Annotated in this window: 23 protein-coding genes; 3 read left to right on the forward strand and 20 right to left on the reverse strand. The window is 58.8% G+C overall.

Annotation, left to right across the window (positions count from 1 at the left end; genetic code table 11):
- Nucleotides 1-6 precede the first annotated feature (6 nt).
- The 9 genes from JWU58_RS21855 to JWU58_RS21895 form a co-directional block, all read right to left on the reverse strand.
- Entirely contained in the window at nt 7-1,908 is a 1,902-nt protein-coding gene (locus tag JWU58_RS21855; protein WP_206420974.1) for a phage tail-collar fiber domain-containing protein, read from the reverse strand.
- Nucleotides 1,909-2,544: a phage tail protein I gene (locus JWU58_RS21860; protein ID WP_206420975.1), complete on the reverse strand. Its 636-nt coding sequence runs from the start codon at nt 2,542-2,544 to the stop codon at nt 1,909-1,911. It lies immediately after the preceding gene.
- On the reverse strand, nt 2,541-3,536 hold the full coding sequence (locus JWU58_RS21865) for a baseplate J/gp47 family protein (protein WP_206420976.1): 996 nt from the start codon (nt 3,534-3,536) through the stop codon (nt 2,541-2,543). The genes JWU58_RS21860 and JWU58_RS21865 overlap by 4 nt, the downstream gene beginning before the upstream one ends.
- Nucleotides 3,533-3,865, reverse strand: a complete 333-nt coding sequence (locus JWU58_RS21870) for a phage baseplate protein (RefSeq protein WP_016771443.1) — start codon at nt 3,863-3,865, stop codon at nt 3,533-3,535. Before JWU58_RS21870 ends, JWU58_RS21865 begins: the two co-directional genes overlap by 4 nt.
- A gap of 14 nt (nt 3,866-3,879) precedes the next feature.
- Nucleotides 3,880-4,488: a phage baseplate assembly protein V gene (locus JWU58_RS21875; protein ID WP_206420977.1), complete on the reverse strand. Its 609-nt coding sequence runs from the start codon at nt 4,486-4,488 to the stop codon at nt 3,880-3,882.
- A 3-nt stretch (nt 4,489-4,491) separates the two neighbouring features.
- Nucleotides 4,492-5,013 (reverse strand): hypothetical protein, encoded by a 522-nt coding sequence (locus tag JWU58_RS21880; protein WP_206420978.1) that lies wholly within the window; start codon nt 5,011-5,013, stop codon nt 4,492-4,494.
- Nucleotides 5,014-5,083: 70 nt separating this feature from the next.
- On the reverse strand, nt 5,084-5,422 hold the full coding sequence (locus tag JWU58_RS21885; protein WP_024011844.1) for a phage holin family protein: 339 nt from the start codon (nt 5,420-5,422) through the stop codon (nt 5,084-5,086).
- 140 nt (nt 5,423-5,562) lie between these two features.
- Nucleotides 5,563-5,985, reverse strand: a complete 423-nt coding sequence (locus tag JWU58_RS21890) for a tail fiber assembly protein (RefSeq protein ID WP_206420979.1) — start codon at nt 5,983-5,985, stop codon at nt 5,563-5,565.
- Between the two features lie 557 nt (nt 5,986-6,542).
- Entirely contained in the window at nt 6,543-7,286 is a 744-nt protein-coding gene (locus JWU58_RS21895; protein ID WP_123443039.1) for a LexA family transcriptional regulator, read from the reverse strand.
- Between the two features lie 202 nt (nt 7,287-7,488).
- Here JWU58_RS21895 and mutS point away from each other — a divergent pair, with 202 nt between their 5' ends.
- Both mutS and fdxA read left to right on the forward strand, forming a co-directional pair.
- Nucleotides 7,489-10,071, forward strand: coding sequence for a DNA mismatch repair protein MutS (gene mutS, locus JWU58_RS21900; RefSeq protein WP_123443040.1), 2,583 nt, complete (start codon nt 7,489-7,491; stop codon nt 10,069-10,071).
- 163 nt (nt 10,072-10,234) lie between these two features.
- Nucleotides 10,235-10,558 (forward strand): ferredoxin FdxA, encoded by a 324-nt coding sequence (gene fdxA / locus JWU58_RS21905; protein ID WP_016771449.1) that lies wholly within the window; start codon nt 10,235-10,237, stop codon nt 10,556-10,558.
- Nucleotides 10,559-11,091: 533 nt separating this feature from the next.
- Here the strand turns inward: fdxA and rpoS are convergent.
- The 8 genes from rpoS to JWU58_RS21945 form a co-directional block, all read right to left on the reverse strand.
- Nucleotides 11,092-12,099, reverse strand: coding sequence for an RNA polymerase sigma factor RpoS (gene rpoS / locus JWU58_RS21910; protein WP_016771451.1), 1,008 nt, complete (start codon nt 12,097-12,099; stop codon nt 11,092-11,094).
- Between the two features lie 106 nt (nt 12,100-12,205).
- Nucleotides 12,206-13,075 (reverse strand): peptidoglycan DD-metalloendopeptidase family protein, encoded by an 870-nt coding sequence (locus JWU58_RS21915; RefSeq protein WP_123443041.1) that lies wholly within the window; start codon nt 13,073-13,075, stop codon nt 12,206-12,208.
- Between the two features lie 210 nt (nt 13,076-13,285).
- Nucleotides 13,286-13,921: a protein-L-isoaspartate(D-aspartate) O-methyltransferase gene (locus tag JWU58_RS21920; RefSeq protein WP_160768345.1), complete on the reverse strand. Its 636-nt coding sequence runs from the start codon at nt 13,919-13,921 to the stop codon at nt 13,286-13,288.
- Nucleotides 13,922-13,959: 38 nt separating this feature from the next.
- On the reverse strand, nt 13,960-14,709 hold the full coding sequence (gene surE / locus JWU58_RS21925; RefSeq protein WP_024011837.1) for a 5'/3'-nucleotidase SurE: 750 nt from the start codon (nt 14,707-14,709) through the stop codon (nt 13,960-13,962).
- Entirely contained in the window at nt 14,697-15,755 is a 1,059-nt protein-coding gene (truD, locus tag JWU58_RS21930; RefSeq protein WP_206420980.1) for a tRNA pseudouridine(13) synthase TruD, read from the reverse strand. Before truD ends, surE begins: the two co-directional genes overlap by 13 nt.
- Nucleotides 15,752-16,225: a 2-C-methyl-D-erythritol 2,4-cyclodiphosphate synthase gene (gene ispF, locus JWU58_RS21935; RefSeq protein WP_110600127.1), complete on the reverse strand. Its 474-nt coding sequence runs from the start codon at nt 16,223-16,225 to the stop codon at nt 15,752-15,754. Before ispF ends, truD begins: the two co-directional genes overlap by 4 nt.
- A gap of 43 nt (nt 16,226-16,268) precedes the next feature.
- Entirely contained in the window at nt 16,269-17,114 is an 846-nt protein-coding gene (gene fghA / locus JWU58_RS21940; RefSeq protein ID WP_206420981.1) for an S-formylglutathione hydrolase, read from the reverse strand.
- Nucleotides 17,115-17,210: 96 nt separating this feature from the next.
- A complete protein-coding gene (locus JWU58_RS21945; RefSeq protein ID WP_206420982.1) occupies nt 17,211-18,323 on the reverse strand; it encodes an S-(hydroxymethyl)glutathione dehydrogenase/class III alcohol dehydrogenase in 1,113 nt (370 codons plus the stop codon).
- A 116-nt stretch (nt 18,324-18,439) separates the two neighbouring features.
- On the opposite strand from JWU58_RS21945, the gene JWU58_RS21950 reads away from it, so the two are divergent.
- Nucleotides 18,440-19,336 carry a LysR family transcriptional regulator gene (locus JWU58_RS21950; protein WP_056783227.1) on the forward strand — a complete coding sequence of 299 codons (897 nt, stop codon included), beginning with the start codon at nt 18,440-18,442 and terminating at the stop codon, nt 19,334-19,336.
- Between the two features lie 132 nt (nt 19,337-19,468).
- On the opposite strand, the gene ispD is transcribed toward JWU58_RS21950, so the two are convergent.
- The 3 genes from ispD to eno form a co-directional block, all read right to left on the reverse strand.
- Nucleotides 19,469-20,176, reverse strand: a complete 708-nt coding sequence (gene ispD / locus JWU58_RS21955; RefSeq protein ID WP_206420983.1) for a 2-C-methyl-D-erythritol 4-phosphate cytidylyltransferase — start codon at nt 20,174-20,176, stop codon at nt 19,469-19,471.
- On the reverse strand, nt 20,173-20,451 hold the full coding sequence (gene ftsB / locus JWU58_RS21960; protein WP_016771460.1) for a cell division protein FtsB: 279 nt from the start codon (nt 20,449-20,451) through the stop codon (nt 20,173-20,175). Before ftsB ends, ispD begins: the two co-directional genes overlap by 4 nt.
- Before the next feature lie 169 nt (nt 20,452-20,620).
- The gene (eno, locus tag JWU58_RS21965) at nt 20,621-21,910 is read right to left on the reverse strand and encodes a phosphopyruvate hydratase (protein ID WP_041478121.1); all 1,290 of its coding nucleotides are present in this window, start codon (nt 21,908-21,910) and stop codon (nt 20,621-20,623) included.
- Nucleotides 21,911-22,057: the final 147 nt, after the last annotated feature.

Genomic DNA, 22,057 nt, shown 5'->3' on the forward strand with positions numbered 1-22,057 from the left:
TTCGCCTCAACGGCCGATCGCCAGGAAATAAAATTGTGCCGGTGTCGGCCCAGTGTTGCGAATAGTCACGTTGGCCTTACTCTGGGCCCGAACCTGACCGATATAAGTCGAGCCCGTCGGCGCATCCACCGCAGCATTGGGATAAGTGGTAAATACTGCTGGTACGAACAACGGGAACGCTATGGGAAAAGCCTGGAGGTAATTAGCGCCGGATGCGATTGCGTTCGTCATCCCCCACTGAATGATCAAACCTCCAAGCCAGGTTGGAAATACAACGTAGCTACTTCCCAGGTTTTCAGAAATCCCAATCGAAAACCCCCAACGCATTTTCTTTGGAGTGACGACTGTTTTGTCATCAGTGCCAGAATCGGTCTGGGTTTGGGTGGCGACTTTTGCTGTGCCTTGATTCAGTTCAGTCGCTTGCTGCGCCAGTACAGCCAACGCGGCTATATCGATGTTTCCTTGATTGACCGAAGCGTTCCAAGCTTTGATACACCAGATGACCGCGATGTTGCGTGGACGTGTTTCAGTAGAGGTGCGCGCCACTCTGGAGGCGTCAAACGTGACGGCGTGATAAGCGTTCTTCTGGCTAACAGGATTCGGCGCCGTGTTCAGGTTACTTTTCTCAAAAGCACCACTTGCGGAAGTGATATCAAGGTAGCCGTCAAATACACCAGTTATGTTCTGCAAAGTGTCAGTCTGATAACTGCCGAGGCCACGGCCGCTATCAACACCCCGCCCATGATCCCAACCCCGCAAAAACTCCCCACGCGCCTCAGGCAGTCGGAAATTACCAACTCCCTCATCGCCCTTGTTGAATTTGCCACCTAGATAAGCGCTCAAGTCCGGGTAAGTCGCGCTGCTCTTGACGCTGTTATCCAGTTCCAAAAATCCGGGTGGTGGCGCATCAACCGGAAACGCCACAATCGATCCCACTGGCAACGCCGAAGCCTTGGCGATCAGCGCTTCAACTTCAGCTTTGGTGTACGAGTCCTTGATACCAAATCCGGCCAGCGTTTCCGGATTGGCCCCAGCCGTCGCGCGGCCATATTCATCAACCGTCAGGCTCTTGTAGGTACCGGCAGCAATCCCGGTGCGCCCTGCGAGCATCTTGAACGTCAATGCTGTGGTGCCGAGGTTGATCGGTGCGTTGGTAGTCAGGTGCCACAGCGAATCTCCATTCGCTACGCCCTCCTCCACCATCACAGTCAGGCCCGGGGTAACCTTGGCGCTGCTGTTGGCATCGGTCGCCCGCACCCAATCACTATTGGCAACGATCCACAGGCCGTTGTCCTTGGCCAGGGTCTGGCTCGGCAGCAGCACGCGGTCACCGGCAACCACGGCAACACCATCGATCTGCTGGGCGCCTTTCAGTACGACATTGCCAGTCGCAGCGACGCGCACCGATTGCTTGCCATCGAGCTTGCCGAGTTCTTCGGCCAGATAACTCATGACCCAGGCACGCGTGGCCTTGACCACCGTGTCATCGATCAACAAGGTCACCAGCGAGGCATTGCTGGTCTCGAAAATCGAGCGAATGTAGAACTCTTTTCCCGAACCCGACGTCGCCAGCACCGGTTTGAAAGACTCCGGATATTTAACGATGGCGTAGAGAATGCCTGTGTCAGTCCACAGTCCCGCTTCACGCACATACCAGCCGCCAACGTCCGGCGGAATGGTGACTTCAGCGAGCAGCCAGCTCGGATTTTTCTCATCTTGGAACAGTGCGTTGATCGGTCCGCGCCAGACTTCACGGGCCAGCGCGGTTGCGGTGGCCGATGGGTTGTAGACCTTGTCATTGCCGTCGCCGACAGAAAAATGCGTCAACTTGATCGGCACGCCCGCGGCCTTGCACGCCGTTTCGTAGGCAATCCCTGCGTTGGTGAGCAGGGTGTAATAGTCAGCCATTCAGGCCCCCTGAGGATAAATAGTGGATGTTTCGACGGTGTACATACCGGCCGCTATGAACGCCTCTCCCGAGGTTTCAAGCCCTTCGATGAACACCGGATAAACCGTGGTCAGTTCGCCGCAGAACGTCGCGGCGCCGATAACGTGACTGCCGAACGCGCTGAGCCCCACCGAGACGGTCAGCACATCCCGTTCGCTTTTGGCATCGGCCAGGCGTCGGTCGAGACGGGCGTCGATGGCTTCGCTGTAGGGTTGTTCAGTGAAGGCGCGCACTGAAAAGCTGTAGGGCGCGCCGGGCGGTGTCTGTTCGTACCAAGCGTGGATTTCCGGGCGCAGTTGCAACCCCTTGGCGGCGTTTTCCAGCGCTTTTCGAGTGCCGGCCTGGCGTGTAGTGGGCCAGGCCAGTTCGACGGTCAGGCGCTTCTCCGCTTCCGGCGCATCGCTGCTCCATTCGGCGACGCCGCGATCCGCTGCCAGATACGGCAGGAAAGCGACCGGGGTTTCTGCGGGGTTCATCAGCTCGGGGAACGGCGGTGCGATGCGATCGAGCAAGGCGCCGAAGCCCAGATCCAGTCCGCGCTCAAGTGCCGAGCTGTTGGCTGGCAGTAAGGTCGGGCGCTGAGTTTTTTCACTCATAGCGTCAGCACCTCGACTTCGACCGCGGTGCAATAAGGCGCCTGAAAAGCGGTGGTGACGATCGGCGCCAGCGGTTCGAGAATCTGCAGTTGTACGGCGCCGGCGCTGTGCAGCGTGTAGTCGATCCAGCTCGGATCGACCCGACCTTCCAGGCGATGACAGCTGTCGGCATAAGCCTGCAATTGTGCTTGCGCGGCGACTTTGGTCAGGCCCGAATCAGGGCCGGAATTGATCTTGGCGACCACGCGAATTTTGTAGCGCTGGATCTCGGCAGCCTTGACGGTAACGAGGTCAGTTTCCGGGCGCACGTCTGGACGAGCAAAGTGCTGACGGACGCCGTCGAGCAATGCTTCGGAAGGCGTGCCATCGCCGTCTCGAGAAAGCACGGTGACTTGCACTTCGCCCGGCGCAGTGCGCCGCCCATTGCCATCCTTGACCTGCGCGGCGAGGCCGTCCGGGTTGAAGGTGTAAGTGACATTCACTACGCCGGAATAAGTGGACTCGACCTGCACCATGGGCCGCTCGCCGAGGGTGAACACCTCGCGGCGATACTGCATCCGCGAACCCGCCGCCGGTGCATGAGGTGCCAGGTAATAACGCAGCCGAGCGTCGTCATCACTTTCATAAATCGCCGGCACCGGCGGGAATGCCGCCGGGTCGCCGGGATCGAGCAATTGCCGCTCCAAGCCCATGTCCGCCAGCCGCGCATCGAGATTGCTGCCGGTCGCCCACCACGCCAGCATCTGCTTGATACGTGCGTTGTATTTGCGCTCATGGGTTTGCAGACGCACGCAGAACGCTTCCAGCGCCAGGGTCAGCAATTCGCTTTCGTTTTCCAGACTCGCCTTGAGTTTCACGGCGCTGGCCGGCGAGCGAGCCCCCACGTATTCGATGACGAAAGTCTTGAACTCGGCGAGCAAGTCTTCGAACGCTTCGACCGTGATCAGCGCGGGTTCGGCCAGCTGATTCTGGCCAGGTATCAGCATGCTCATGTCAGCACCTCGAAGGTTTGTTGGCGGTTTTTCCAGGTGCCGGCGAAGCGCAGCAGCAGGCCATCGCCGTGACGACTGGCGACAATTACTTGCGGCTGAAAATCGTCGATGCCGTTTTGCGAGTTGTAGAACGCTTGCGCGGCGTGGCTCTGTGCCAGAAGCAGAATGTCGTCACCGAGGTTCTGCCCGAGGAGAGTGGGAATCAGCGAACCGTACAAAGGTCGTTTCTGCCGGGTGCCCAGCGGTGTGGTCAGGGCTCGGGTCGCGCGCTGCACGAATTGCAGCCAGTCGTCGACCGTGGCCCCGCTGTCTCTATCGATTCCGATCATGGGAGGCTCTTGAATCAGGGGCTGATGACGCGGCCCTGGTGATCGACCAAGGGGCCGCTGAAGTGCACGCCCGAGGCGTCAATACTCAGGCCGACGGCGCCCAGTTGCAGGGTGATCAGTTGTGGCGTCATGGCCAGACGTGCCGGGCCGATGCTCAGTTCGAGCGACTCGCGAGACCCGTGGAATTGCGTTGGTCCGTTGAGCCAGTGCAAGGCGTGGCTGGCGTCGTCGTAACTGCTTTCGCTGCCGTCCTGATGTACCCGACGGGTCAGCGTCGGCACAGTCGAGGCCGGGGGGAAACGGTCACTGTTCAAGCCGAACAACGCGACACTCTGCGCACCGCCTTCACCGCTGCCATAGTTGAACAGCAGGCACTGCTCGCCCACCGTTGGGATGCGCGATTCGCTTTGCGCCCCGGCGCTAGGATTGAAGAACTTGATCACTGGGGTGAGCAATCCACCATGGCTGACCTGGCAGGTATTGCTCGCCGCATCAACTGACTGACAGATGCCAATGCGACAGAAACTCTCGGCGCGGCGGTGCAAGTCTTCGATTTCCGCTTCCATTTCCGCCAGACGCTCAATGATCGGGCCAAGCTGCATACGCAGTAATGCATCGAACATCGGTCAGCCCTCCAGCGCGGTGTACTGATCTGGATCGTCGATGTCGCTGACTTCCCAGGTGCGAGCGAATTTCGGCATGCCCAGTGGATCGTCGAGCAAGGTCGGGCCGAGGTAGAGTGTCTGCTCGAAGGTCAGGGTCCAGGCTTTGTATTGTTGATCAGCACTGATAAGCAACGATGGCAAGCCATCGATATTCAGGGGCAGATCGCATTGATCGCCGGGTAATCCCCAGCGGTTGTCGGTGATCAGGTTTTTCAGCACTGCGATCAGATCGCACGCAGCAAAAGCGGTCGCAGAAAGCGCCGGGATGACTTGCAGTGACAACGTCATTACATGAGCGATACGCCCATCAGCGCCGCGCACGCCGGACGCGTTCCGGTCAAAGTCGATCAGTGCCCAGGCTTGTTCACCCGCTGCTGTGAAGTCAGCGCGACTGCCGACATTCAGGTTGAGGCCGGCGGTGTTGCGCAGTGACGTCGCGATGGCTGTGAACATTTGCGACGGCTGCTGGATCGGTGTGGGCATACATGACCTCCTTTTCAATCGTCCACGCGCAGCCCTGCCGCCAACATGGCGGCACGGAAAAATATTCAGGTTAAGGCTGGTCGCGCGGCGGGACTTCGCAGACGCCGATACGCTTGGCCGCCCAGCGTTCGTAAAGGCCTATGGCGACATCAGCGCCGGCCATCGCCGTCAGGCAGCCAAAAGCGCCAGCGGCCCAGATCGACATGCCGGCGGCGTACAGCAGCATGATTGCCGAAACCCCGCAGATCATGCAGGCGCCGGAACGCAGAGCCAGACGCCGCACAAGTGACCAGCCGCGGGCGCCCTCCTTGTCGGCGCGCCACATTTCGCCGGACACCCCGCCAACGACGGCAAGGAGGATGACCAGCCAGATCGGCATGTCCGCCAACGCTTGTTGCTCGTTTGTCATGTCACGCCTCCGTGGGTGATTGATGAGTGATATGTGTTGGGTTCAAACGATTATTCTTGAGGTAGGCATTCCAAAAAGCCCAGCCGGGCGGGGCTTTTCAGTAATGCGGTCCCAGGCAGGGCCCGATTCGAGTAATTGACTCAGAAAGGAGCTGCCGGCCAATTGACCGTGTACGGATAGTTGGATTGTTTCTTCACATTGCTGACATCAACGCAGTACTGCTTGTAAGCAAGTAAAAGTGCTTGCTCCTCCGACGTTGCAACGCCGATGTCGTCTTTATATTGGAGCGGGTGTACCAACAGCCACTGGCCAGCAGCAGTCAGCAGCATCAGAACATCGTGAGAAATGTCTTTTTCACGCTCTTCATAGGTTGGTTCACTGAAGACCCATTCAACATAATTTACAGTTGTGGCTTTCCAACCCAGCTGAACAGCCATGTTTCCAGTGATATCGACCCAGAAACCATTAGGGAGATATGTGGGGGTTTCTTCAGCGTCGACAATCTGCATCACCTTGTTAAAAGGTTTTGCATAGTCAACTCGAACATAAGCATAACGATTCATTTACTGCTCCTTTTGGTAACTAATGGCAAATACGCCATTACGTTCTGCAATTCCGAATGTCCGCTCGATTGCCTGGAGCGGAGCAAATCAGGCAGGCATTCCAAAAAGCCCGGCGCTTGTACACCGGGCTTTTCAGTAATGCGCTCCTTCGCCTTCCTTCAAATCCTGTGTTCGAGAAGGAAGCTGACTTTTCGGCGCTACTGGCGCGGTACGAGTCCATTCAGATTGTTTTTCCGACCGCGGTCCCTGCCCGCCGGATAACTGCTTCTGGTGCTTTACGCTGCACACCCGGGTCAGTTGCCAACCCTCTGAACCGTTGAGGCCGGTTCATCGCTGCCTGTTCTTGTGGAACTAAAGAGCTTGTCTTGCCAGCCGCTTTGTCGAGCGGCTTGGTGGCAAGAATATGCATGGATGCATATACAGTCAATGCGTAAATGCATTTATTTATGCATTAAATTTGCGCGTATGCATGAAACCCATGCAGGCCGAGGGGTGGGAGATTTCTGCAGGCGAAAAAAAACCTGCCGAGGGGCAGGTTTCAGTTGAATCGAAATGGGTTAACGGGCGTACATGCCCCACCAGAAGACGTGACCGAGGATGACGATCTGCTCTTCCTGGATTTCCTGGAAGCTATAGTCCTCGTCCGGATGCTCGTCGCGATTGAAGCTGCGCAGACGGATGCCGGTGGGCAGGCGATAGAGTTGTTTCACGCGCAGCTGGCCGTTGTGATTGATCGCATACAGATCGCCATCAATGATGTCGCCGATGCCGCACTTGCCGGCGTTGACGCCGACGGTGGCGCCATCGCGCAGAACCGGCAACATGCTGTTGCCGCGTACTGTCACACACTTGGCCTGGTCGAACTGCACACCATTGTGGCGCAGGCTGCGCTTGCCGAAGCGCAGGCTGGAGCGCTCGCTCTCTTCGATGACGAATCTTCCTGATCCAGCAGCCAATTCAACCTCACGTAGAAAGGGCACCGACACCTCGTCGTCATCGACGGGCGTGTCGTCGTCCCACAGGCTTATGTCCTTGAGTTCCGCATGCACGTCAGCGCGAGTGCTGCCGGTCGTTGGCGTGACATCCGCACGCCCGCGCAGCTGATCGGTGCTGACGTTGAAATACTCGGCGATCTTCGAGATGTGTTTATCCGAAGGATCGACAATCTTCCCGCTGAGAATCCGCGAGAGCGTTGATTGAGGCACGCCGGTGCGACGGTGGAGCTCCGTGGGGGAGATCCCGTGCTGGTCGAGCAGTGCTCTTAAGACGGAGGAAACGTTGCGTTTTTGCATAACGCGCATAGTGCTTGAAGTTTTTCCCGATGACAAATGCTGATTTGCATAAATCGTGCATAGATCAACTTTTCCCTGCCAGTAAACGCTCACCCGACCGCAGTGCCTGCGTCGGGCAGACTGGCCATGGTAACCTTGCGCCCATCGCGGAAAAGCCCGGCCACTGCCCGCGCTTTGCCCTACATCTTTTAACGAGTTGCCCGACAATCCGATGAATAAAGCCGTCTCCGACCTGTCCTCCCACACTCCGATGATGCAGCAATACTGGCGCCTGAAGAATCAGCACCCGGATCAGCTGATGTTCTATCGCATGGGCGATTTCTACGAGATCTTCTACGAAGATGCGAAGAAAGCCGCCAAGTTGCTGGACATCACCCTGACCGCGCGCGGGCAGTCGGCGGGACAGGCGATTCCGATGTGTGGGATTCCTTACCACGCGGCGGAAGGTTACCTGGCGAAACTGGTCAAGCTCGGCGAGTCGGTGGTGATTTGCGAGCAGGTCGGCGACCCGGCCACCAGCAAAGGCCCGGTGGAGCGCCAAGTGGTGCGGATCATCACACCGGGGACGGTCAGTGACGAAGCGCTGCTGGATGAACGCCGCGATAACCTGATTGCAGCTGTATTGGGCGATGAGCGCCTGTTCGGTCTGGCCGTGCTGGACATCACCAGCGGTAACTTCACCGTGCTTGAGATCAAAGGCTGGGAAAATCTGCTGGCGGAGCTGGAGCGGGTTAATCCGGTGGAACTGTTGATTCCAGATGACTGGCCAAAAGACCTGCCGGCGGAGAAACGCCGTGGCGTACGTCGTCGTGCGCCGTGGGACTTTGAGCGTGACTCGGCGTTGAAAAGTCTCTGCCAGCAGTTTTCCACCCAAGACCTGAAAGGCTTCGGCTGCGAAAACCTGACCCTGGCCATCGGCGCTGCCGGCTGCCTGCTGGCCTACGCCAAAGAGACCCAGCGCACCGCCCTGCCCCACTTGCGCAGCCTGCGTCACGAACGTCTCGATGACACCGTGGTGCTCGACGGCGCCAGCCGACGCAATCTGGAGCTCGACACCAACCTGGCCGGTGGCCGCGACAATACCCTGCAATCGGTAGTCGATCGTTGCCAGACCGCCATGGGCAGCCGTTTGCTGACTCGTTGGCTGAACCGGCCGTTGCGCGATCTCACCGTGTTGCTGGCGCGTCAGACCTCGATCCGCTGCCTGCTCGACGGCTACCGCTTCGAAAAGCTGCAACCGCAGCTCAAGGAAATCGGCGACATCGAGCGGATTCTGGCGCGTATCGGTCTGCGCAATGCGCGGCCGCGTGACCTTGCGCGTCTGCGTGACGCTCTCGGCGCACTGCCCGAACTGCAAGTGGCGATGGCCGATCTGGAAGCGCCGCACCTGCAGCATCTGGCGGCCACCACCAGCACCTATCCAGAACTGGCGGCGCTGCTGGCCAAAGCCATCATCGATAACCCGCCTGCGGTGATCCGTGACGGCGGCGTGCTGAAAACCGGTTACGACAGCGAACTCGATGAACTGCAATCGCTGAGCGAAAACGCCGGCCAGTTCCTAATCGATCTGGAAGCCCGGGAGAAGGCCCGTACTGGTCTGGCCAATCTGAAAGTCGGCTACAACCGTATCCACGGCTACTTCATCGAACTGCCGAGCAAGCAGGCTGAATCGGCGCCGGCCGACTACATCCGCCGGCAGACGCTCAAAGGCGCCGAGCGTTTCATCACGCCCGAGCTGAAAGAATTCGAAGACAAGGCGCTGTCGGCCAAGAGTCGCGCGCTGGCTCGGGAAAAAATGCTTTACGAAGCGCTGCTCGAAGACTTGATCAGCCAGTTGCCGCCGTTGCAGGACACCGCCGGCGCCTTGGCCGAGCTGGATGTGCTGAGCAACCTTGCCGAGCGTGCGCTGAATCTTGACCTGAACTGCCCACGTTTCGTCAGCGAGCCGTGCATGCGCATCACTCAGGGTCGTCACCCGGTGGTCGAGCAAGTGCTGACCACGCCGTTCGTGGCCAACGATCTGAGCCTGGATGACAACACGCGCATGCTGGTCATCACCGGCCCGAACATGGGCGGTAAATCCACTTACATGCGGCAAACCGCTTTGATCGTGTTGCTGGCGCATATCGGCAGTTTCGTGCCGGCCGCCAGTTGCGAGTTGTCGCTGGTCGACCGCATCTTCACCCGTATCGGCTCAAGCGATGATCTGGCCGGCGGTCGCTCGACCTTCATGGTCGAGATGAGCGAAACCGCCAACATCCTGCATAACGCGACCGAGCGCAGTCTGGTGCTGATGGACGAAGTCGGGCGCGGCACCAGCACCTTCGACGGTCTGTCGCTGGCGTGGGCGGCGGCCGAGCGCTTGGCTCATCTGCGCGCCTACACCCTGTTTGCTACGCACTATTTTGAACTGACCGTGCTGCCGGAAGCCGAACCTCTTGTCGCTAACGTGCATCTCAATGCCACCGAGCACAACGAACGCATCGTGTTCCTGCACCATGTTCTGCCTGGGCCGGCCAGCCAGAGCTATGGCTTGGCGGTGGCGCAACTGGCCGGCGTGCCGAGCGAAGTGATTCTGCGAGCGCGTGAGCATCTGAGTCGCCTGGAAGACACTGCCCTGCCCCACGAGGCGCCGAAACCGGCGGCCAAGGGCAAGCCGTCGACACCGCAGCAAAGCGATATGTTCGCCTCGCTGCCACATCCGGTGCTCGATGAATTGGCCAAGGTCGATCTGGACGACATGACGCCACGCCGTGCGCTGGAAATGCTCTATGCACTGAAGAACCGGATATAAGCACTGAAGAAGCGGATATAACGCAAATCGCTTCAAGCTGTTAGAATCTCGCGCGGTTCGGGATGCTGCTGGCTCATAGCCTGGTCAGCAGATATCGCTCCCGAACCTGGCGACCCCAACCGTGAAGGGGCAACGCTGCCGCCGCCTGAGGAGAAAATTAGAAATGACCTTCGTCGTCACCGACAACTGCATCAAGTGCAAGTACACCGACTGCGTAGAAGTCTGTCCGGTGGACTGCTTTTACGAAGGCCCGAACTTCCTGGTGATTCACCCGGACGAGTGCATCGATTGCGCGCTGTGTGAACCAGAATGCCCGGCTGTGGCGATTTTCTCGGAAGACGAGATCCCAAGCGGCATGGAAAACTTCATCGAGCTCAATGCCGAGCTGGCGGATATCTGGCCGAACATCACCGAGCGCAAGGATCCGCTTCCGGATTCTGCTGATTGGGATGGCAAGCCAAACAAGATCGAACAACTCGAACGCTGATCTACCCCGCGCTCGACTGAAAGGCCCCTTGTGGGCCTTTTTGCTTTTGCAGGTTTTACTTTTCTTCAGACGAAAAAAGGGGCGGTATGACCCGCCCACATTTTTTCCCTATTCCCTTTAGTCCTTTTCATCGTCCTGATGAATCGCCTCCTGCGATGTCCGTTCCCCTCTTCCGTGAAGGGCGTGTCTGTCCGTCGACACAGCCCTGATATTAGAGAGTTTCCGCAGCGGAGCAATCAGGTTCAGGCGCAGGTCTGCGCTGACATAAAGACATAACAATTGAAAATTATTCAAATAAATCAGCACGTTACCGCTTAGCATTGATCGCAATCGCCTTCTGCCGAAGTGTAAAAATAACGAACACTTACGACACAGTAAGCAAAGGCTTACAGCGCGAGACTACAAACTCAGAAAATGCTGACCGCTCGTCTGGCACCTCGCCCGACAAACGCGATGCACGAGACAGGCATAAACAAAAAGCCCCGACTGATTGAATCAGCCGGGGCTTTTTTTGCGCGCGGTCGATCAGGCGCTTATTGAAACAGCGACTCGCTCGACAGGCCATTCTTCTCCAGGATCTCGCGAAGGCGCTTGAGGCCTTCCACCTGGATCTGCCGTACACGCTCGCGGGTCAGACCGATCTCCAGGCCGACATCTTCCAGCGTGCTGCTTTCGTGACCGCGCAGGCCGAAGCGGCGAATCACCACCTCACGCTGCTTGTCGGTCAGCTCCGACAGCCATTGATCGATGCTCTGCGACAGGTCATCGTCCTGCAGCAGTTCGCACGGATCGGTCGGACGATCGTCAGTGAGGGTGTCCAGCAGGGTTTTATCCGAATCCGGACCCAGCGAGACGTCGACCGAAGAAACCCGTTCGTTCAGGCCCAGCATGCGCTTGACCTCGCCCACCGGTTTCTCCAGCAGGTTGGCGATTTCTTCGGGTGAAGGTTCGTGATCGAGTTTTTGCGTCAGCTCCCGCGCAGCCCGCAGGTACACGTTGAGCTCCTTGACCACGTGAATCGGCAACCGGATGGTCCGGGTCTGATTCATGATCGCGCGTTCGATGGTCTGACGGATCCACCAGGTCGCGTAGGTCGAGAAGCGGAAGCCGCGCTCGGGATCGAACTTTTCCACCGCACGGATCAGGCCGAGGTTGCCCTCTTCGATCAGATCCAGCAGCGACAGCCCCCGATTGACGTAACGCCGGGCGATCTTGACGACCAGCCGCAGGTTACTTTCGATCATGCGCTTGCGCCCGGCCGGATCGCCACTTTGCGACAAGCGCGCAAAATGAACTTCTTCTTCCGGGGAGAGCAGAGGGGAAAAGCCGATTTCGTTGAGATACAGCTGCGTGGCATCAAGTGCCCGAGTGTAGTCGATGTATTTATGTTGTTTGAGTGTGGCGGAGTGTCTGGATTTGGAACGAACGGAAGGTGGAGCAGCCCCTTCATCATTCAACATCGAATCCGAATCGATGCCGGTCTCCATAAGGAGAACCTCATCGTCGATGTCAAACTCCGGCACTTCTTTACTGAGAGCCATTGTTATAGTCCTTTGGTGAGTTCGACCCCAAGCTCAAGCGACGCCTTTATCCTTGGCAACGCTGGAGCCTGTCCCCTCTACGCGACGGAACAGGCTGGCCTACAAATCAACGTCTTGGCAGGAACTGCAGCGGATCCACAGGTTTACCTTGGCGGCGAATCTCAAAATGCAGTTTCACCCGGTCTGTACCCGTTGACCCCATTTCGGCAATTGTCTGTCCGACCTTGACCTGCTGCCCCTCCCGAACCAACAGCCTGCGGTTATGTCCGTAAGCACTGACGTAGGTTTCGCTGTGTTTGATGATGACCAATTCGCCGTAGCCCCTTAAGCCACTCCCGGCGTATACGACCGTCCCATCAGACGCAGCTAAAACAGGCTGTCCCAAATCTCCGGCGATATCAATTCCTTTATTCAAACTACCGTTTGAAGAGAATTTTCCAATCAGAACGCCATTAGATGGCCATCCCCAGCCGGTCGGGGCCGGGCCTGCCGGAGGCAGTGGAGCGGGTGCAGGTTTGCTCGCGACGGACGGTACAACCCCTTTGGAACCGGTGGTTGTAGTGGTTGTGGTGCCATTCGCCTGGCGCCGGATTACCGTGGTCTTACTCGACGAAGAAGCTGAAGAACTGGAGTTGCTCACCACCGCTGTCGGCGTTGAACCGCTGCGCCCGTCGAAGCGAATTGTCTGACCCGGATGGATCGTATACGGCGTAGGAATATTGTTCCGGGCGGCGAGGGTTTTGTAGTCCCAGCCGTAACGAAAGGCGATCGAAAACAAGGTATCGCCGGCGCGGACTACATATTGCCCGGTAGTAACGGTCGGACGTTGTGCGACCGAATTATTGCGATCGACAACCCGTACGTTGCTCGATTTGGTGCTGGAGCAACCGACCAGCAAGGTGCTCAAGACAAGGCCAGTCACCAGGCGCTGAAAGCTCGTGTTACCCATACGCTGCGCAATGACTGTGAGACTCACCCGCCGCTCCCTTTGTGGTGGCTGAAAATTCTGAATGCCGCGTTGCGGCATGAGGTGTCGCAAGTATAACGGGCCGAAACGGCTTTACCTTTAATGAAGCGAAATCACCGTGCGCACACGTTTGCCAGGGGCAAGTACGCTGCGTTTAAACTCTGGCTGCCGGTGTAAGACCGGCGCCGTTGAAAGGAATTCAGCGCCTGTTGCAAATGCTCAGGCCAGTGGCCCATTGAGCAAAGGCACGAAACGCACAGCGCCCAAAACGTGTCGGGAAAAGCCATGTTCTTCGCGCACGATCAGCATCAGTTGTTGCACTTCACCGGAGCCGACCGGAATCACCATGCGCCCACCGGGGGCCAGTTGATCCAGCAAAGCTTGCGGTACATCGGTGGCAACGGCGGTGACGATGATGCCGTTGTAGGGCGCCAGCGCCGGCCAGCCTTCCCAGCCATCGCCCCAGCGAAACACCACGTTGCGCAGGTTCAGCTCGACCAGACGCTCCTTGGCGCGGTCCTGCAGCACCTTGATGCGTTCGACCGAAAACACCCGTTCGACCAGTTGCGACAACACCGCTGTCTGGTAGCCGGAACCGGTGCCTATTTCCAACACTTTATCCAGCGGGCCGGCCTCCAGCAGCAGCTCGCTCATGCGCGCCACCATATAAGGCTGGGAGATGGTCTGGTTGTTGCCGATCGGCAGCGCGGTGTCTTCGTAAGCGCGGTGCGCCAGCGCCTCGTCGACAAACAGGTGACGCGGAGTGCGGCGGATCACTTCCAGGACTTTGGCGTTCGACACGCCTTCTTCATACAGCCGCTGGATCAGTCGCTCGCGCGTACGCTGGGAGGTCATGCCAATGCCGCTGCGCAGGCGGTCGTCATGTTCACGCATCAGCTCAGCCCCCCCAGCCAGCCATCAAGACTTCTGAAGGCATCATTGAAGGTGCGATCGAGCTGCAACGGTGTGATGGACACATAACCCTGCATCACGGCATGAAAATCGGTGCCCGGGCCGCCATCTTCGGCGTCGCCGGCAGCAGCAATCCAGTAACCGGCCTTGCCGCGCGGATCGACCACTTTCATCGGCGCCGCCGCGCGGGCGCGATGGCCGAGACGGGTCAACTGAATGCCACGGATGTGATCGATAGGCAGATTGGGAATGTTCACGTTGAGCACCGTGCGCGGCGGCAGATCCAGCCCGGCGTGGGCCTCGACAAGTTTGCGCGCAAAGTAGGCCGCAGTCGGCAGGTTATCCACCTGGCGCGAGACCAGGGAAAAGGCAAACGATGGGCGCTCGAGAAATCGTCCTTCAAGGGCCGCCGCGACGGTTCCGGAATACAGCACGTCGTCACCGAGGTTGGCGCCCAGGTTGATGCCGGAAACCACCATGTCCGCTTCGCGCTCAAGCAAGCCGTTGAGGCCCAGGTGAATGCAATCGGTCGGTGTGCCGTTGAGGCTGATAAAGCCGTTGGCCAGGTATTGCGGGTGCAGCGGACGGTCGAGCGTCAGCGAACTGCTGGCGCCGCTTTTGTCCTGCTCCGGGGCGATAACCACGCATTCGGTGTAATCCGCCAGCGCAGCATAAAGCGCGGCGAGACCGGGCGCGGTTACCCCATCGTCGTTAGAAATCAGAATACGCATGGGCTGTCCGTCTGCCCCACCGGCACCAGATCAACGAGCTCGCGCACCAATACGGTGGCAAAGCATCCGGCCGGGAGGACGAATTCCAGTTGCAGAATGTCAGGTTGGGGATGATGCCACGTCAACCCGCCAATGGGCAGCCGCAGGATGCGACGTTCATGGCTCATGCCGGCGTGGATCAACCAGTCGCGCAGATCCGCTTCGCGGGCGGCGATCTCCTGCTCCAGTTCATGGACAGCACCAGCAGCCGGCGAGTCACCTTCGCCCCACTGCGGACCGGTCGGGTGCAGGTCGAGAATTGCCAGACGCGGGTCGCTGCATTCAGCTTCACCGGCCGGGAAAAAACTGCGGCTGTCGGTGAAGGCCAGCAGATCGCCAACCAGCGCGGTGTTCCAGGTGCCATCGGCGACGCGCGCCGCCAGCACCTGGTTGAACAGAAAGCTGCGCGCCGTCGACAGCAACCGCGAACGCACATTGCGCTGTTCCGGCAAAGCCTTGCGCGCCGCCCACGCCCGGGCATCGACAACGTTGCCGCCGTCATGGCCAAAGCGCTGGGCGCCGAAATAATTGGGAATGCCTTGTTTGGCGATCAGTTGCAGCCGCTGCTCAATCGCGTCTTTGTCGCCATTGAATTGAGTCAGGCGCAGGGTGAAGCCATTAGCCGAATGCGCACCACGTTGCAGCTTGCGCTTGTGGCGCGTGGTCTTGAGGATCTTCAGCGTGTCGTTTTCCGCCGCGGACAGATCCGGATCGGCCTTGCCCGGCAACTGCACGCTGAACCACTGTCTGGTCAGGGCCTGACGGTCCTTCAGCCCGGCATAGCTGACGGTGCGCAACGGCACGCCCGCCGCTTTGGCGATCCGCCGCGCCGCTTCTTCGGTATTGAGGCCGCGCTTTTCCACCCAGATCCACAGATGTTCGCCGTCGCCGCTGAACGGGATATCCAGCACTTCATCGACCTGGAAATCTTCGGCAATGGCTTTCAGTACCGCTGTGCCGAGGGGTTCGCCATAGGCCCGTGGGCCGAGTAATTGCAGTTCATTCATGCGCGCAGCAACAAGGCAACGGAGTGCACGGCGATGCCTTCTTCGCGACCGACAAAGCCAAGCTTTTCGGTGGTGGTAGCTTTGACGTTCACTTGATCCAACTCAACTTGAAGATCCGCCGCGATCAGCGCGCGCATCGATTCGATATGCGGCGCCATTTTTGGCGCCTGGGCAACGATGGTGTTGTCGACGTTGCCGATTTTCCAGCCCTTGGCGTGGATCAGACTGACCACATGACGCAACAGCACACGGCTGTCGGCGCCCTTGAATTTTGGGTCGGTGTCCGGGAAGTGTTTACCGATATCACCCAGCGCCGCCGCGCCGAGCAAGGCATCGCTCAAGGCGTGCAGCAGGACGTCACCGTCGGAATGAGCGAGCAGCCCGAAGCTGTGTGCAATCCGCACGCCGCCCAGAGTAATGAAATCGCCTTCAGCGAAACGGTGCACATCGTAGCCGTGGCCAATACGCATAAAAAAACGCCCCGATTTTTGTCAGGGCGTGATTCTACCTGCATTAACCGCGCAGAGCGCGTGCGTGATGCTGCAAGTGGTCGTCAATGAAGCTTGAGATGAAGAAATAGCTGTGGTCGTAGCCCGGTTGCAGGCGCAGCTCCAGCGGATGCCCCGCTTGTTTTGCCGCGTATTGCAGGGCTTCGGGTTTCAGCTGGGTGGAGAGGAAATCGTCACGATCACCTTGATCGACCAGCAACGGCAACTTCTCCGTCGCCTCTGCGATCAGCACACAGGCGTCCCACTCTTTCCACTTCGAACGGTCTTCGCCCAAATAGTTGGAAAAGGCCTTCTGACCCCACGGGCAATCGATCGGATGGGTGATCGGCGAAAAGGCCGAAACCGATTTATACCGCCCAGGATTGCGCAAGGCACAGACCAAAGCACCGTGGCCGCCCATCGAGTGGCCGCTGATGCTGCGCTTGTCGGACGCGGGAAAATGCGCTTCAACCAGTGCGGGCAATTCCTTCACGACATAGTCATGCATCTGATAATGATGCGCCCATGGCTCCTGGGTGGCGTTCAGATAAAACCCGGCGCCGAGACCGAAATCCCAAGCCTTGTCTGCATCGTCCGGAACATCCGGACCGCGTGGGCTGGTGTCCGGGGCAACGATAATCAAACCAAGCTCGGCAGCCATGCGCATCGCACCGGCCTTCTGCATGAAGTTCTCATCGGTGCAGGTCAGCCCGGACAACCAGTACAGCACCGGCAGCTTGCCGCCCTGCTCCGCTTGCGGCGGCAGGTACACGGCAAAGACCATGTCGCAATCAAGCACTTCGGAGCGATGGCGATAGCGCTTGTGCCAGCCACCGAAACTCTTCTGACAGGAAATGTTTTCCAGATTCAAGGGATTCTCCCTAGCTGTAAGCTGCAAGCCGCAAGCCGCAAGAAAAAGCACGAACGCCTTTACTTGCAGCTTGAAGCTTGCAGCTCGGGGCTGCTGTTAGAAATGAATGACGGTGCGGATGCTCTTGCCTTCGTGCATCAGGTCGAACGCCTTGTTGATATCTTCCAGGCCCAAGGTGTGGGTGATGAAGGTATCCAGCGGGATCTCGCCGCTCTGGGCCATGTCGACGTAGCTCGGCAATTCAGTACGGCCACGCACGCCGCCGAACGCCGAACCGCGCCAGACGCGACCGGTAACCAACTGGAACGGACGGGTAGCGATTTCCTGACCGGCACCGGCGACACCGATGATGACCGACTCGCCCCAGCCTTTGTGGCAGCACTCAAGCGCGGCGCGCATCAGTTGCACATTGCCGATGCACTCGAAGGAGAAGTCGACGCCACCATCGGTCATGTCCACGATCACTTCCTGGATCGGACGATCAAAGTCTTTCGGATTCACGCAATCGGTAGCACCGAGTTGTTTGGCGATTTCGAACTTGGCCGGGTTGATGTCGATGGCGATGATCCGCGCAGCCTTGGCTTTCACCGCGCCGATCACGGCCGACAAGCCGATACCGCCGAGACCGAAGATGGCCACGGTGTCACCCGGTTTGACCTTGGCGGTATTGAGCACGGCGCCGATACCGGTGGTCACGCCGCAACCGAGCAGGCAGACCTTTTCCAGCGGCGCGTCTTTGGAGATCTTGGCCACGGAGATTTCCGGGAGCACGGTGTATTCCGAAAACGTCGACGTCCCCATGTAGTGGAAAATCGTTTCGCCCTTGTAGGAAAAGCGCGAAGTGCCGTCCGGCATCAGGCCCTTGCCTTGGGTGGCGCGAATCGCCTGGCAGAGGTTGGTCTTGCCCGACTTGCAGAATTTGCACTGGCCGCATTCCGGGGTGTACAGCGGAATGACGTGGTCGCCGACGGCAACCGAGGTCACGCCCTCGCCGATCGCTTCAACGATGGCGCCACCTTCGTGGCCGAGGATCGACGGGAAGATGCCTTCCGGGTCTGCGCCGGACAAGGTGTAGGCATCGGTGTGGCACACCCCGGAAGCGACAACACGCAGCAACACTTCACCAGCCTCGGGCATGGCGACATCGACTTCTACGATTTCCAGCGGCTTCTTGGCCTCGAAGGCAACGGCGGCGCGCGACTTGATCATGCTGACTCTCCAATGAATCCAGTAAATAAAAAAGCAGACAGACAGTGTAGTTCAACGCGTCCTGAGGAATAATCCGGACGAAAGCAAAACATTATTGCCATACAGGGATAATCCAAGTGTCGGAAAACCGCTGGGAAGGCATCGATGAGTTCGTTGCCGTCGCCGAATGCAACCAATTCACCGCCGCTGCCGAGCGTCTTGGGGTTTCTTCCTCGCACATCAGTCGACAAATCGTACGGCTCGAAGAGCGTTTGCAGACGCGCCTGCTCTACCGCAGCACCCGGCGAGTTACGTTGACCGAAGCCGGGCAGACTTTCCTGCAACATTGTCAGCGCCTGCAGGACGGTCGCGAAGAAGCCTTGCGCGCGGTAGGCGATCTGACCAGCGAACCGAAAGGCATGCTGCGCATGACCTGCGCGGTGGCCTATGGCGAACGCTTTATCGTGCCGCTGGTGACTCGCTTCATGGGGCTGTACCCGCAGCTACGCATCGATATAGAGCTGAGCAATCGCCAACTGGATCTGGTGCATGAAGGGCTGGACCTGGCGATCCGCCTGGGTCGGTTACAGGATTCGCGCTTGGTCGCGACACGCCTGGCACCACGGAGAATGTACCTGTGCGCGTCGCCTTCCTACCTGGAACGGTATGGGCGCCCACACAGTTTGTCGGAATTGAGTCGACACAATTGCCTGATCGGCAGTTCGGATATCTGGCAACTGGAACAGAACGGGCGGGAATTTTCCCAGCGGGTGCAGGGCAACTGGCGTTGCAACAGTGGGCAGGCGGTGCTGGATGCGGCGCTTCAGGGTGTCGGGTTGTGTCAGTTGCCGGACTATTACGTGCTCGAGCACCTGCACAGCGGCGCGCTGATTTCCTTGCTCGAGGCGCATCAGCCGCCGAATACGGCGGTGTGGGCGCTGTATCCGCAGCAGCGGCATCTGTCGCCGAAGGTGCGCAAGTTGGTGGATTATTTGAAGGTGGGACTGGCTGAAAGGCCGGAGTACAAACTTTGAGTTATTGATTGCCTGTGCGACCGCTTTCGCGAGCAGGCTCGCTCCCACAATTGACCGGGTTCGACAGCTGAATGCATTCCCTCTGTGGGAGCGAGCCTGCTCGCGAAGGCAATGCCACGGCGACCCCAAACCTCAGCGGCGATTCGCCCATCGCTGGCGCAACCACTCCAGGTCTTCCGGCCGGGTCACCTTGAGGTTATCCGCCCGCCCTTCGATCAGACGCGGTGCCAGACCGGCCCATTCCATCGCCGAAGCCTCATCGGTGATCACCGCATCAGCAACCAGGCTATCGGCCAATGCCCGATGCAACGCTCCGAGGCGAAACATCTGCGGCGTATACGCCTGCCAGATCACACTACGATCCACCGTTTCAACCACACGCCCGTTGTAATCGACGCGTTTAAGCGTGTCGCGAGCGGGCACTGCCAATAGACCGCCGACCGGGTCATCCGCGAGTTCGGCAAGCAACTTGTCCAGATCATCGCGACTCAGATTCGGCCGGGCCGCATCATGCACCAGCACCCAATCGTCATCGTCGGCACCTTGCGCATGCAGATGCAGCAAGGCGTTTAGCACCGAAGCGGAACGCTCCGCCCCGCCATCAACCCGCTGAATGCGCGGATCGTTGACGCATGCCAGATTCGGCCAATAGGGATCATCGACAGCAAGACTGACCACCAGGCCCTTGAGGCTCGGGTGATCAAGGAAACAGCCGAGGCTGTGTTCGAGAATTGTGCGCCCGCCCAGTTGCAGATATTGCTTGGGACGGTCCGCGGCCATTCGGGCACCGACGCCCGCGGCAGGAATCACGGCCCAGAAGGCCGGCAGGGAATTGATCATTGGGCCAACTGGTAAAGGGTTTCGCCGTCCTTGACCATGCCCAGTTCGTGACGAGCCCGCTCTTCAACGGTCTCCATGCCTTTCTTCAGCTCGCTGACTTCAGCGTCCATCACCCGGTTGCGCTCCAGCAGGCCTTCGTTCTCGGCATGTTGCTCGGCGATCTGCTGTTTCAGCTCGGCGACCTGCGCCAGACTGCCATTGCCCACCCACAGGCGGTACTGCAGACCGGCCAGCAGCAAGAGCAAAACAAGAAACAACCAGTAAGGACTGCGCATCGAATATCAGGTATCCAGTGAAAAAAGACAGCCACGCATAATGTTGCAGCATCTGATAGCACGAAGCCTGGAAAGATCCAGGCTTGTGCTTAAGGCATCAGATTAGTGGCAAATCCATCGCTGTCACGACTTTTCCGACACAATCCGGTGTCCTTTGATCAGGTTGCGCTTAACCGCGGAACTCGGCACGGCCGTTGTACTTGGCCTTGCCGTTCAACTGCTCTTCGATACGCAGCAGTTGGTTGTACTTGGAAACGCGGTCGGAGCGGCACAGCGAACCGGTCTTGATCTGGCCAGCCGAGGTGCCCACAGCCAGGTCGGCAATGGTCGAATCTTCGGTTTCGCCGGAACGGTGCGAGATCACGGCGGTGTAGCCGGCAGCCTTGGCCATCTGGATGGCTTCCAGGGTTTCGGTCAGGGTGCCGATCTGGTTGAACTTGATCAGGATCGAGTTGGCGATCTTTTTATCGATGCCCTCTTTGAGGATCTTGGTGTTGGTCACAAACAGGTCGTCGCCCACCAGCTGGGTCTTCTCGCCGATCTTGTCGGTGAGGATTTTCCAGCCAGCCCAGTCGGATTCGTCCAGACCGTCTTCGATGGAGATGATCGGGTAACGCTCGGTCAGGCCTTTGAGGTAGTCGGCGAAACCTTCAGCAGTAAACACCTGGCCTTCACCGGACAGGTTGTACTTGCCGTCTTCGTAGAACTCGCTCGCGGCGCAGTCCAGCGCCAGGGTCACGTCGGTGCCCAGCTTGTAACCGGCGTTGGCCACGGCTTCGGAGATCACTTTCAACGCGTCTTCGTTGGACGCCAGGTTCGGCGCGAAACCGCCTTCGTCGCCAACGGCAGTGCTCAGACCACGAGCCTTCAGCACGGCTTTCAGGTGATGGAAAATCTCGGTGCCCATGCGCAGACCTTCCGAGAAAGACTTGGCGCCAACTGGCTGGACCATGAATTCCTGGATGTCGACGTTGTTATCGGCGTGCTCGCCACCGTTGATGATGTTCATCATCGGGACCGGCATCGAGTACACACCCGGGGTGCCGTTGAGGTTGGCGATGTGTGCGTACAGCGGCAGATCCTGATCCTGCGCAGCTGCCTTGGCCGCAGCCAGGGACACGGCGAGGATGGCGTTGGCGCCCAGGGTCGCTTTGTTTTCGGTACCGTCGAGCTTGATCATCGCTTGGTCGAGGGCTTTCTGGTCGCTCGGGTCGGTGCCCAGCAGCAGATCGCGGATCGGACCGTTGATGTTGGCTACCGCCTTGAGCACGCCCTTGCCCAGGTAACGGCTCTTGTCGCCATCACGCAGCTCGAGCGCTTCACGCGAGCCAGTGGATGCACCGGACGGCGCGCAGGCGCTGCCGATGATGCCGTTGTCGAGAAGCACGTCCGCTTCCACGGTGGGATTGCCACGGGAGTCGAGAACTTCACGACCTTTGATGTCGACGATTTTTGCCATTGTTGTAAACACTCCAAAGTTGACGAAAACGACGCAGCTAGAGGAAATCTTTATCGTCGGCAAGCGAAGTACAGCGGGCAGACTTGCAGACGACAACGCTCACGCCCGAGGGCATGAGCGACAAATCGTGCGGTACTTTACCGGAGA

The sequence above is a fragment of the Pseudomonas atacamensis genome, from assembly GCF_017167965.1.
Taxonomy (GTDB): Bacteria; Pseudomonadota; Gammaproteobacteria; order Pseudomonadales; family Pseudomonadaceae; genus Aquipseudomonas; species Aquipseudomonas atacamensis.